We start from the raw sequence: 12,332 nt of genomic DNA on the forward strand, positions 1-12,332 counted from the left end.
CGACCGGTTTTTTTATTTTGTTATGCTATTTTACGCTGATTCAGCAGAATAGGCAACATTTAACACGCAATTTTGTTAAATATGCGCATGAAATTTCGCTTGGTTGAGATTTTTGCACAAATATTTATAAGCAAATTGTTTAAAAATGATTATACGAATTATTCTGATTTTGTGCATTTTAGTATTTTGTTTTGTGTATAGTGCTAAAAGTCGGGAATAAAAGTAGTGGAGATTCTCTAAATTTGGGTAAAAAAATCTGCCCTCCATGCAGGAAGGCGGAGTGGAAAAATTCATTTTGCAAGGTTTTCCTCGAGGAATGCACTGTGAGCAAGCGGGTTGCCGCTGAGGATGGAGCAGGGACGGTCAAGCGTAATAGGCGAGCCGTCGAGCTGGGTAATCCGTCCACCGGCCTCGGTCAGAATGATTGCACCGCCGGCGAAGTCCCAGGGCTGTAAAATGCACTCGAAACCGAGTTCGACGCGTCCGCAGGCGATGTCGGTCAGATCGAGTGCGGCCGAGCCGAAGCGCCGCAGATCTTGCATACGCTCCATGAGTCGACCGGCGATGGTCATAGTGCGTTCGCGCAGGGAACGGTGATACGGCGAGGTGCCGATACAGAACACGCCTTCAGACAGGGTGCGGTCGGAAACGTGGATGGGGGTTCCGTTGAGAAATGCGCCCTTGCCCAGTTCGGCGTAGAACATTTCATCGCGATAGGGGTTGTACACGGCGCCGAGAATGAGCACGCCGTCGCGCGCCAGTGCGACCGAGACAGCCGAGTGCTTCATGCCGCGTACAAAGTTTGCCGTGCAGTCGATGGGATCGACGATGAACGCCAGACCGTGCAGTGCATCGTCGTGTACCTTGTCCTCCTCACCGACGAAGTGGGCGTCGGGGACGATAGACAGCAGCTTTTCACGTAAGAAGGATTGGACTTTGACGTCATAAGTGGTGACAAAGTTGCCGATGCCCTCTTTGGAGGATACCTGTACGTCATGGGCGCTGAGGATGATCTGTCCGGCTTCGCGGACGGCATCCAGAATGGGATATAACATGGTATGCGCGTCCTTTCTTACTGAAAGCGATTGTTCTTGTGGTTATAGGTATAACCGAGGGGCGCCAGACGGCCGCACAGGTCACCGGCATCGATGCCAAGCGAGATGCACAGATCGTCGAGATCGGCGTAGTCGTCGCGCAGTTTGGTGTTAATGTAGCTGAGCAGAATAATGGGGTCATTGGGTAACATGCGTAGATGATTCTTCCTTTCCAAGATCGGCTTCGGGTTCCTTTTGCTCGTCGAGGTGCAGAGCACGGCGCATAAAGTGAGGCAGCAGACTGCCGTGGATGTCGTGCTTGTTCTGGTCGAGCTGGGGGACGTAGAGGAATTTGCGGATTGCGAAAAGCAGGGAAACCGAAACGATTGTGATGAGATTTTCGACGGGGCTTGTGTGGGTGACCACCATTTGACGTGCGACAGCCAGCATCAGCACTTCGATGACTGTGTTGATGTTGTAGCTGAAAATCATCTTGACGAATTCGACGCCGATGATGATGGTCATGGCAGTGGTGAGGTAGGCTTGGAGGGATTCGGGTGATGAGACGATGGTCGGGATGTGGATGTCAGCGATGAGGCCGAAAGTTGCGGCCGCAACTGCAACCAGGATACAGATGCCCACGATCACTTCAAGCCCGCCGACCAGGCGGTAGAGCTTGGAATGCAGGTTAGATTTCAAGACAGTCCTCCTACGTGTGGTATAATTTTCGTCGTACAGTTTTATTATACAGGTCAGGGGAGCGATTGTACAGAGGGCGAGCGGTGTATTTTTGGCGGGACAGCGAGAATTTACGGGAATTGACAGAGTTTTGCGGTGTTTTCCGTCGAAAATGTGCATTGCATTCAAGCGGCGGGAATGGTACAATTTAATATATATGATGAGAATAGGCCGTGCGCGTGGTTTTGACAGAGAAAAGACGCGAACGGCGGTTTTTTTGCAGTCAGACAGCCCGCCCAGCCGTTTGTATTGCAACAATCCCGAAAGGAGCAGATATGTTCACGACGCAAAATTATGTGGTCGCGTCCAGCCTGGACGAGGCATATGAACTCAACCAAAAACCCAAGAGCACTGTGCTCGGCGGCTGCGGCTGGCTCAAGATGGGTCGCCGTATGATGTCCACCGCGATTGATCTTTCTAAACTGGGTCTCGATCAGATCACCGAACAGGACGAATACTTTGCGCTGGGTGCCATGGTCACGCTGCGCCAGATTGAAACCCATCCCGGTCTCGCCGCTTACTTTGGCGATTGTATCGCCGAGTGTGTCCGTCACATCGTTGGCGTGCAGTTCCGTAACTGCGCCACCATCGGTGGCAGCATCTGGGGACGATTTGGTTTCTCCGATCCGCTCACCCTGTTCCTCTCGCTCGGTGCGGAGGTCGTACTGCATAAGGCTGGTGTGGTTGCCCTTGCAGACTTTGTGAACATGCCTTACGACCGTGACATTCTGGTCGAAGTCCGCCTGCCCAAGCGCGGACAGAAGGCGGCTTATGTGACCCATCGCGCATCTGCCACCGATTTCCCGGTGCTGGCGGTTGCGGTCTGCCGCACCGCTGACCAGACCGTATGCGCAGTCGGTGCACGTCCGCAGCGTGCAGCCCTGGTGGTACGCGAGGACGGCGAAGCGGTACAGGCCTTTGCCGATCGCTGCGCAGACACCCTGACCTTTTCCAGCAATCTGCGCGGCTCTGCCGAGTACCGCGCACATCTGTGCCGTGTTCTGGTGCGCCGTGCGGCGCTTGCCATCGAGGAGGATTAACGCATGAAGATTTCGTATACACTCAACGGACAAAAGGTGACCGATGAGGTCAATCCGGCGCAGCCGCTGACCGAATACCTCAGAAGCCGCGGCTGCTACTCGGTCAAGCGCGGCTGTGAGACCGCAAACTGCGGCCTGTGCACCGTGCTGGTCGATGGCCGTCCGGTGCTGTCCTGCTCGACGCTGACCGCTCGCATCGACGGCAAGGTGGTCGAGACCATGGAAGGCCTGCAGAGTGAGGCTGCCGAGATCGGCACCTATTTGGCCGACGAGGGCGCGGAGCAGTGCGGTTTTTGCAGTCCCGGCCTGATTATGAACATCATCGGCATGACTCGTGAGCTTAAGAACCCCACCGAGGACGACATCCGTAATTATCTTGCGGGCAACCTGTGCCGCTGCACTGGTTACGTCAGCCAGCTGCGTGCCATCCGCAAGTATCTGGCGGAAAAGGAGGAAGCATGAACCAGAAGTATGTAGGAACGGGCGTGCGCAAGTCGGATGCCCGTGCGCTGACCACCGGTCAGCCGGTCTATACCGACGATATCGCTCCCCAGAACGCGCTGATCGTCAAAGTTCTGCGCTCGCCCCACGCGCATGCGCTGATCGAGGACATCAACGTGGACATCGCCAAGAAGGTACCGGGCATCGCCTGCGTGCTGACTTATAAGGATGTTCCGCAGAACCGTTTCACCATGGCTGGCCAGACTTTCCCGGAACCCTCTCCGTATGACCGTCTGATTCTTGACCGTCGCGTGCGCTTTGTCGGTGACGCGGTTGCGATTGTCGCAGGTGAGACCGATGAGGCAGTCGATCGTGCGCTGCGCATGATTAAGGTCAAGTACGAGGTGCTCGAGCCGGTTCTGGACTTCCATAAGGCCAAGGACAACCCGGTTCTGATTCATCCCGAGGAAAACTGGGTCGCAAACTGCCCGGTCGGTGCAGATAACAAGCGCAACCTGTGCGCTTCCGGTCAGGAAGGCCACGGCGATATCGAAGCCGTGCTGGCAAGCTGTGATGTTGTGCTCGAGCGCACCTATCACACCAAGGCAAACCAGCAGACCCCGATGGAGACCTTCCGCACCTTTACCCAGCTGGACGCATACGGCCGCCTGAACATCATTTCTTCTACCCAGGTACCTTTCCACGTCCGTCGTATCCTGTCCATCGCACTCGGTATCCCGAAGTCCAAGGTACGCGTGATGAAACCCCGCATCGGCGGTGGTTTTGGTGCCAAGCAGACGGTCATTACCGAGGTTTATCCGGCAATTGTAACCATCAAGACCGGTCGCCCGGCAAAGATCATCTACACCCGTGAGGAGTCCATGATCGCATCCAGCCCGCGTCACGAGATGGAAGTCACCGTGCGCATTGGTGCCATGAAGGACGGTACCATCCGCGGTATCGATCTGTACACTCTGTCTAACACCGGTGCATTCGGTGAGCACGGTCCCACGACCGTCGGCCTGTCCGGTCATAAGCCCATCCCGCTGTACTCGGGCACGCAGGAAGCTTTCCGCTTCCGCTACGACGTTGTATATACCAACGTCATGTCTGCCGGTGCATACCGCGGCTATGGCGCGACCCAGGGTATCTTTGCGGTTGAGTCCATCGTCAACGAGCTGGCTGACGAGCTCGGCCGTGACCCCATCGATCTGCGCATGCAGAACATGGTACGCGAGGGCATGGTCATGCCGGCATACTACGGCGAAAAGACCAACGCCTGCGCACTGGATCGCTGCGTACAGCGCGTGCGTGAGATGATCGGCTGGGATGAAAAGATCAAGCCCCGCGTGATGCCCAACGGCCGCATCCGTGCGGTTGGTATGGCAATGGCAATGCAGGGCTCGGCGATCTCCAACGTAGACGTCGGCGCGGTCATCATCCGCCTGTCCGATGACGGCACCTATAATATGCTGCTCGGCTGTACCGATATGGGTACCGGCTGTGATACCATTCTGGTACAGATGGCAGCTGACTGTCTGGAGTGCCGCATGGAGGATATCGCAGTTTACGCATCCGATACCGACACCGCACCGTATGATTCCGGTTCTTACGCATCCGCGACGACTTATGTCACCGGTATGGCTTGTGTGCGCGCTTGTGAGGAGCTGCGCGGCAAGATCATCCGTCAGGGTGCGAAGATGCTTAACCTGACCGAGGAAGAGGTTGCATTTGATGGTAAGCGCGTCTTCTCGCTCGAGGACGAGACCCGCTCGGCCGATCTGGCTTCGATTGCATACAGCGGTCAGTGCGGATGCAGTGACGTGCTCTCTGCAACCGTCAGCCATTCCTCGCCGGTATCGCCCCCGCCGTTTATGGCAGGCGCAGCCGAGGTCGAGGTCGATCCTGAGACCGGTCATGTAGAGCTGATCGACTATGTCGCAGCAGTTGACTGCGGTACGCCGATTAACCCCAATCTGGCACGCGTTCAGACTGAGGGCGGTCTGGTACAGGGCATCGGTATGGCACTGTACGAGGATATCGTATACGCTGCCGACGGTACCAACCTGTCCAACTCGTTTATGCAGTATAAGATCCCCAGCCGTCTGGATATCGGCACGGTACGTGTCGAGTTCGAGAGCAGCTACGAGCCGACCGGCCCGTTTGGTGCAAAGTCCATCGGTGAGGTCGTTATCAACACCCCGTCGCCCGCGATTGCAGACGCTGTCGCGCGCGCAACCGGTGTGCGTGTTCGTACCCTGCCCATCACAGCGGAAAAGATCGTGCGTGGCATGATGGACAAGCAGTAAACAATAAAGTTTCGATCAAACCTTTTCAAAGGTTTGCGGGTTCGTAGGGCAGCGCCCTGCGTCGCCGTCCGCAGACGGCGAAATCCCCCTTGATTCCCGGTGTCCGGCCCGGGAATCAATTCAACCAAATACACCAAAACCGTTCCCCTCGGGGAACGGTTTTTTCTTATACACACTTATAGCACAAAAAAAGACCGTGCCGATCGCGTCGGCACAGCCTTTCCTGTACAATCCAAATCTCAATAACAAATAATAATACCCTGCTCCTCGGCATAGTAGCTCGTAATACCATGCGTCGGCAGAATGGTAATTTTCGCACCGGGCGCTTCGGCCAAAATCAGGTTTTGCAGCGTCAGGGCAAGCTTGGGATTGCGGCAATGGGTAATGTAAACATGCCGCTCGTTCAAATCACAGCTGCGCTTCATGTCATCGAGCAGCGTCATCAGCGTGCTGCGCTCACCGCGGCACTTGTGCACAACTTTAATGCGTCCCTGATCTGCCGTGCCAATGATGCGCATGCCCAGCTTCTTGACCAGTGTGCCCATCAGCTTGGGCATTCTGCCGCCCTTGACCAGATTGTCGAACGAACACAGGGTGAAGTAAATATGCAGACTCTGGTTGTAGTCCTCGACCTGATGAATGATCTGCTCAAAGGGCAGATCCTGCGCGATGAGCTCGTTTACCTTGTGCGCGAGCAGAATCATCTGTCCGGAAGTCGCACGAGAGTTAATGATTGCAATTTTCTTGTCCGGGAATTCATCCATCACCAGATCACGCGCAATGACTGCGGCGCGATAGGAACCGCTCAGCTCGGAAGAGATGGTGATTGCAAAGGTGCAGTCGGCCTCACGGAATACACTTGCCCAAGCCTCGGGAGACGGGCAGGAGGTAGAGACTGCGGCGCCGGACGCCTGCAAGGCATCGAGCGCGGCGTGCACGTCGAGCGCAGCGTCGTCCACATAAGACAGATCGCCGGCGTGCAGCGTGAGTGGAACAATGGAGAGAGATACACCGGGGGCACAGTGCATGCCGCAGTGCAGGTCACCGGAGCTATCAACAGCGATTTTGAAGTTCATAGATGTCACATCCTAAAATAACCGATATCATCGATCCGCACGCGGCGGATGGGCAATCTCTTTTTGATGTAGTGTTAAAAACTACATTTGTTGTGAACAGTATAGCAATTCTGCGGGGAAATGTCAATGGAAAGCCGGGTGAATCTGTCAGGAATTCTTGCCAAAATCGAAAAAATAAGACATAATATAAGACAGCGCTGTCAAGGCAGCGGAGAATATCAATTTGGGGAGAGAGACATGAAACAATCTATTCGTATGCGTGCAAATGCAGTGCTCTTGCTGACCGCGATTATCTGGGGCGTGGCATTTGTGGCGCAGTCGGTGGGCATGGACTATGTCGGGCCGTTTACGTTCAGTAGTGTGCGTAACCTGATCGGCGGCGTGGTACTTTTGCCCTGTATCGCGCTGCTCGATCGTCTGGACAGCCGCAGCCAGACCAAAGAGTCTGCGCCCAAGAACAAAGCATGGCCGATTTTGGGCGGTGTGTGCTGTGGCGTATCGCTGGCGGTGTCCGAGGTTTTGCAGCAGTTTGGTATCGCGCGTACTTCGGTCGGTAAGGCCGGATTTTTGACCGCGATGTACATCCTGATTGTCCCGCTACTCGGCCTCCTGGTCGGTAAGCGCGTGAGTGCGAAGGTGTGGGGCGCAGTCGCACTGGCACTGTGCGGCATGTACCTGCTGTGCATGACCGAATCGTCGGGCATTGCGCTGGGCGATCTGCTTGTGCTCGCGGCAGCGGTTGGATTTTCCACCCATATCCTTATCATCGACTATTTTTCGCCCGGTGTGGACTGCGTGCGCATGTCGTGCATCCAGTTTTTCACGGCCGGAGCACTGTGCCTGATTCCGATGCTCTTCATTGAGCAGCCGACCTTTGATGCACTGCTCGGTGCCTGGGCACCCATCCTGTACGCAGGCGTGCTCAGCAGCGCGGTTGCTTACACCTTGCAGGTCATCGGTCAGAAATACACCGAGCCGACCGTCGCGTCGCTCATCCTGTCGCTTGAGTCGGTGGTTGCGGCACTGGCTGGCTGGGTACTGCTCGGTGAGCGTCTGTCGGTACGTGAGCTGACCGGTTGCGTGCTGGCATTCGCGGCCATTATCTTAGCTCAGCTGCCCGATCGACGTGTATTTGCATCCCGCGCAAAAGATTAACCACCCGGGAACGTCGCGAGACCGACTATTTTGCATAAAAGGGAGAAGTGTGCACAGAGAATGCACAGAAAAACAAGCAGAATAGACAAAAATATGGGGATGAGGTCGTAAGAATTGACTATTGCGGGAAGAACGCCCGGGGCGTTATAATGGAAGACGAGGAAAGCAAATCCCCCTTGATTTGTAACTCATGGTTCCCATATTCCCAATGTTCTTTTTACTTCTCATACCTTGATTTTGTCAGCGCCCCGAATGAGCCTCCCTCCCGTTCGGGGTGCTGGCATGTCCGGACATAAAAAGCGCAGCTTATACAGCTGCGCTTTGTTTATGTCGTCGAAAAACTGCGGTTTTTCGACGAGTAGGCGTCCGCCGCGCAAAGCGCTTTGGACGAAGAATGTCCAGAACCGCGCATAAATGAGCGATTCTGGACATTTTGCTGTGTAAAAAGTCACGCACATGTCGCGACTTTTTACTGGATTTCATACGCGCCACGGGCGCGGGAGACTTTTCCGACAAAATGAGCCTTTGCTCGGCTTCAGGCTGCCTGATCGTAGTCTGCCCCCAGAATTTTGTGACAGTCGGACACGCATTTTTGCAGCTTTTTCTCAGTCGAGGACGAGATATAGCTGCTGTCGCCCGAGGCGTATTCTTCAATGCCGCGGTGCGCATCGAGCAGGGTGAAGCGCTCGCCGCCCACTTCCTGCTCACGATCAAGCATGTACAGCGGGACGTATCCGACCTTGGTGACATCGGTCACGCCGGTATTGGGATTCTTGGTCAGCTCCAGATTGAGCACGACGGTCGTGTCGGTATACTCATCATTCTGCGAGGAAATAAAGTTGCCCAGTGACCAGCAAACAAACCCGGTGTGCGTTGTACCATCCCGATCGGTCAGGGTGCGGGTCTCCATCGGCTGCAAGACGTGCGGGTGACTGCCCAAAATGACGTCGGCGCCATGGTCAAAGAGAAAGTCTGCAATCTCTTCCTGATGCTCATTCTGCGTGGTCTGATATTCCACGCCCCAGTGTACAATTACAGCGATGAGGTCAGGGGACAGTGCCTCGGCTGCGGCCAGATCGTCGGCAATGCGCGCGGTGTCCAGAACCTGTGCATCACTCATGTAGTCGGTGTGCAAAATATTGACTGTATCGGGATGAGACTTACTCACCGGAATACCGTTGGTGCCGTAAGTATACGACAGGAATGCGACCTTGATACCACTCACATCGGCAACATGGACACCGTTCTGCGCGGCGCGCTCCTCAGCAGAGCGATAGGTGCCGACGTGCGCAAGCCCAAGGTTGTCCAGCACATCCAGCGTGCGCACCATGCCGTCGTATCCACGATCCAGACAGTGATTGTTTGCCGTGCTGACCAGATCAAAGCCCGCGTCTTTGAGCGCATCTCCGAGCGCGTCTGGTGTGTTGAACGCCGGGAAACCCGAGTAATCCGGGCCGCCGGCAAAGGTAGTCTCCAGATTGACCACCGCATAGTCGGCCTGTTCGATCCAGGGCTTGGCGAAACGGATCATCGGCTTGTAGTCATAAGCACCGGCCTGACTGTCATAGGCATCTCTTGTCTGGGGCATGTGGCTCATCGCGTCGCCGCACACAGCCAAAGTGGAGACGATATTGGGCTGCACGACCGGCTCGGTTGCCTCGGGTGGTTCGGACGTATCCGCCTGGGTGGATGGCGCAGAGCCGCAGCCTGTCAGCAGAAGGAGCAGCGCGAGCGCCAGCAATCTTTTCTTCATAACCGAACTCCTTTATACATGGCGAAAATTGTCGGATGATGGTTTTTCTTATTATAGCATACCCGGAATGGCAGTAGAATAAAAAATTTGTGAAATTCCGACCGAAACGCTTGCGAATTTTGGGAAAATCGCATACAATGAAACTAGAAGAAACGGAGAGGAGGCGCTTCCAATGGGTCTTTCATTTGAAGCCGTGACGGCGGACATTCTGACGCACCCCTTATTTGAGGAAACTCGGCAGTTTGTGCATCACGGTGTAGAAAATTCGGTTTACGAGCACTCGGTTGCGGTTGCGCGTATGGCGTTCCGCATGGCGTGTGCGATGGACTGGAGCGAAGAAGACATCATTTCGGTCACGCGTGCGGCGCTGCTGCATGATTTCTTTGGCTATGACTGGCATGACGAGTGGTTTAAGCGCTTTCTGAGCCATTACCGCGGCATTCATCGCTTGACCCACATGCACGGGTTTGTACACGGTGTGCTGGCCGCAAAGCGTGCGTCGCGCTATTTTGCCCTGACCGATCGCCAGCGCGATGCCATTGCAACCCACATGTTCCCGCTGACACTGCGTATGCCGCAGTCCAAGGAGGGCTGGGTGGTGACCGCTGCTGACAAGGTGGTCGCAGCACGGGAGATGACCCAGTGCGTATTCCGTGCGGCTGCCCGCACCCTGCGCCGCGCACAGCCCGATGGTGTTTGAACGATCACCGCACATTTTGGTATGAAAAAAGCCGCCCGAATGGGCGGCTTTTGTTGTTTTGCAGGACGTCAGAGACGACCGAAGATGGGCTGGAACCAGCCGAAGGCCGAGGGGCCGGTCTGCTGCGCGATGAGCATGAGCATCAGACACAGCAGGATGGCCGCAGTGATCGCGGACAGCTTGGAGTAGGAAGGCTCGCGGCGTACCGAGACCAGACAGCGGACAATTACGCCGACGGATGCGGCCAGTGCGAAGGTGAGCAGACAGTAGAGTAAAAACATCGCAGTCCCTCCTTGCATGGGCGTGCGTTCAGACCTTGCGATCCATCGTCATCTGACGATAGGGGAGATCGGAAAAGCCCAGTGCGCGATACAGCGCAGCGGCACGCGGGTTTTCATCGGTCACTTCCAGACGCAGACGTGCAGCGTCTTTGTACTTTTCCTGCACGGCAGCGATGAGGGCACGGCCAACGCCTTTGGAGCGCTGACTCTCGTCCACCATCAGCTCGTCCAGCCAGACGCACAGACCACCGGCCTCATTCGACCAGGTCAGTGCGAGCAGGCAGTAGGCTACCGGCCGACCGGTATCGTCCTCTGCAATCAGACAGTCGGCGTAGGGCGAGCCCTGCAGGAGCAGTTCAAAGGTGCGCACAGCATTTTGCGCGGGGATTTCGTGACAGACGGCGGGGGAATGATAGAACGCGTGGATGGACGAACAGAAGAAGTCGCGATCCTCCGCGCGGATGGAACGGATTTGCAAGAAAACACCTCCGGTTAGGCGATCGGATGTGATCGCTTAGAGCTGGGCGAGTGCCTGATCGAGGTCAGCAATGATGTCCTCGACGTTCTCCAGACCGACAGACAGGCGTACCAGACCGGGCTCGATGCCGGCAGCAACCAGCTGCTCGTCGGTGAGCTGGCGATGGGTCTCGGATGCCGGGTGCAGCACGCAGGTGCGGATGTCGGCAACGTGTACCTCGTTGGAAGCAAGCTTCAGGCTGTCCATGAACTTCATAGCGGTTTCGCGGCCGCCCTTGATGTCGATGGACATAACGCCCGAGGTGCCGAGCGGCAGGTACTTCTGTGCACGTGCATGGTGCGGGTCGCTCTCCAGACCGGGGTAGCGTACGTGTGCAATCTTGTCCGAAGCTTCCAGATGCTTGGCCACCGTGATGGCATTCTGGCAGTAGCGCTGCATACGAACGGGCAGGGTCTCCAGACCCAGGTTGAGCAGGAATGCAGAGTGCGCTGCCGGATAGCAGCCAAAGTCACGCATCAGCTGCATGCGCGCCTTGATGATGTATGCCATGTTGCCGAACTCGCGGGTGTAGACAACGCCGTGGTAGCTCTCGTCGGGCTCGGTGAAGTCCGGGAACTTGCCGGAGGCTGCCCAGTCGAACTTACCGCCGTCGACGATGACACCGCCGCCCTGTACGGCATGGCCGTCCATGTACTTGGTGGTCGAGTGAATGACGATATCCGCACCGAACTCGATCGGACGGCACAGATAGGGGGTTGCAAAGGTGTTGTCGATGATGAGCGGGACACCGTTCTTGTGTGCGATGTTCGACCACTTCTCAATGTCGAATACGGTCAGTGCCGGGTTTGCCAGCGTCTCACCGAATACTGCCTTGGTGTTGGGCTTGAACAGCTTCTGTACCTCGGCCTCGTCTGCCTCAGCATCGGCCCAGATGCACTCGATGCCCAGCTTCTTGAGCGTAACACCGAACAGGTTGATGGTGCCGCCGTAGATGGTGGACGCTGCGATGAAGCTGTCGCCAGCCGAGCACAGGTTGAGAATAGACAGCAGGGAAGCGGCCTGACCGGACGAGGTCAGCATCGCGCCAACGCCGCCTTCGAGTGCTGCGATCTTCTTTTCGACCGCGTCACAAGTCGGGTTTGCAAAGCGAGAGTACATAAACTCGGTGGGCATATCGAAGAGAGACGCGATCTTTGCGGTCGAGTCAAAGCGATAGGTCGTGGACTGCACGATGGGCAGAGCGCTGGGGCCGCCGTTTTCCGGCTTGTAGCCCTCATGCAGGCATTGGGTTTCAATTTTCATGCGTGAATCCCTCCAGAACGTAGAA

General features: G+C 56.1%; 13 protein-coding genes. 5 read left to right on the top strand and 8 right to left on the bottom strand.

Going from position 1 to position 12,332, the window contains the following annotated elements:
- Positions 1-290: 290 nt before the first annotated feature.
- From B5F17_RS00160 to B5F17_RS00170, 3 genes are read right to left on the bottom strand one after another with little or no spacing between them, the layout of a single operon-like run.
- Complete coding sequence (locus B5F17_RS00160) at positions 291-1,055, bottom strand: inositol monophosphatase family protein (protein WP_087369708.1); 765 nt, start codon at positions 1,053-1,055, stop codon at positions 291-293.
- A 17-nt stretch (positions 1,056-1,072) separates the two neighbouring features.
- Entirely contained in the window at positions 1,073-1,246 is a 174-nt protein-coding gene (locus B5F17_RS00165; RefSeq protein WP_087369710.1) for a DUF4250 domain-containing protein, read from the bottom strand.
- Positions 1,233-1,733, bottom strand: coding sequence for a phosphate-starvation-inducible PsiE family protein (locus B5F17_RS00170; RefSeq protein ID WP_087369712.1), 501 nt, complete (start codon positions 1,731-1,733; stop codon positions 1,233-1,235). Before B5F17_RS00170 ends, B5F17_RS00165 begins: the two co-directional genes overlap by 14 nt.
- Before the next feature lie 314 nt (positions 1,734-2,047).
- Here B5F17_RS00170 and B5F17_RS00175 point away from each other — a divergent pair, with 314 nt between their 5' ends.
- The 3 genes from B5F17_RS00175 to B5F17_RS00185 are packed head-to-tail and all read left to right on the top strand — an operon-like array spanning position 2,048 to position 5,562.
- Entirely contained in the window at positions 2,048-2,812 is a 765-nt protein-coding gene (locus B5F17_RS00175; RefSeq protein WP_016148386.1) for an FAD binding domain-containing protein, read from the top strand.
- Positions 2,813-2,815: 3 nt separating this feature from the next.
- On the top strand, positions 2,816-3,274 hold the full coding sequence (locus tag B5F17_RS00180) for a (2Fe-2S)-binding protein (RefSeq protein ID WP_016148385.1): 459 nt from the start codon (positions 2,816-2,818) through the stop codon (positions 3,272-3,274).
- On the top strand, positions 3,271-5,562 hold the full coding sequence (locus B5F17_RS00185) for a xanthine dehydrogenase family protein molybdopterin-binding subunit (protein ID WP_087369714.1): 2,292 nt from the start codon (positions 3,271-3,273) through the stop codon (positions 5,560-5,562). The genes B5F17_RS00180 and B5F17_RS00185 overlap by 4 nt, the downstream gene beginning before the upstream one ends.
- Positions 5,563-5,801: 239 nt before the next feature.
- On the opposite strand, the gene B5F17_RS00190 is transcribed toward B5F17_RS00185, so the two are convergent.
- Positions 5,802-6,638: a DegV family protein gene (locus tag B5F17_RS00190; protein ID WP_087369716.1), complete on the bottom strand. Its 837-nt coding sequence runs from the start codon at positions 6,636-6,638 to the stop codon at positions 5,802-5,804.
- Positions 6,639-6,875: 237 nt separating this feature from the next.
- On the opposite strand from B5F17_RS00190, the gene B5F17_RS00195 reads away from it, so the two are divergent.
- Positions 6,876-7,793: a DMT family transporter gene (locus B5F17_RS00195; protein WP_087369718.1), complete on the top strand. Its 918-nt coding sequence runs from the start codon at positions 6,876-6,878 to the stop codon at positions 7,791-7,793.
- Positions 7,794-8,328: 535 nt separating this feature from the next.
- On the opposite strand, the gene B5F17_RS00205 is transcribed toward B5F17_RS00195, so the two are convergent.
- The gene (locus B5F17_RS00205; RefSeq protein WP_087369720.1) at positions 8,329-9,546 is read right to left on the bottom strand and encodes a CapA family protein; all 1,218 of its coding nucleotides are present in this window, start codon (positions 9,544-9,546) and stop codon (positions 8,329-8,331) included.
- A 172-nt stretch (positions 9,547-9,718) separates the two neighbouring features.
- Here B5F17_RS00205 and B5F17_RS00210 point away from each other — a divergent pair, with 172 nt between their 5' ends.
- Positions 9,719-10,246 (top strand): HD domain-containing protein, encoded by a 528-nt coding sequence (locus B5F17_RS00210; protein ID WP_087369722.1) that lies wholly within the window; start codon positions 9,719-9,721, stop codon positions 10,244-10,246.
- A gap of 68 nt (positions 10,247-10,314) precedes the next feature.
- On the opposite strand, the gene B5F17_RS00215 is transcribed toward B5F17_RS00210, so the two are convergent.
- The 3 genes from B5F17_RS00215 to B5F17_RS00225 are packed head-to-tail and all read right to left on the bottom strand — an operon-like array spanning position 10,315 to position 12,307.
- Positions 10,315-10,527, bottom strand: coding sequence for a hypothetical protein (locus tag B5F17_RS00215; protein WP_016148379.1), 213 nt, complete (start codon positions 10,525-10,527; stop codon positions 10,315-10,317).
- Positions 10,528-10,555: 28 nt separating this feature from the next.
- The gene (locus tag B5F17_RS00220; protein WP_162608029.1) at positions 10,556-11,005 is read right to left on the bottom strand and encodes a GNAT family N-acetyltransferase; all 450 of its coding nucleotides are present in this window, start codon (positions 11,003-11,005) and stop codon (positions 10,556-10,558) included.
- Between the two features lie 36 nt (positions 11,006-11,041).
- Positions 11,042-12,307, bottom strand: coding sequence for an O-acetylhomoserine aminocarboxypropyltransferase/cysteine synthase family protein (locus tag B5F17_RS00225; RefSeq protein WP_087369726.1), 1,266 nt, complete (start codon positions 12,305-12,307; stop codon positions 11,042-11,044).
- Positions 12,308-12,332: the final 25 nt, after the last annotated feature.

The organism is Butyricicoccus pullicaecorum (genome assembly GCF_002160355.1).
Classification (GTDB): domain Bacteria; phylum Bacillota; class Clostridia; order Oscillospirales; family Butyricicoccaceae; genus Butyricicoccus; species Butyricicoccus pullicaecorum.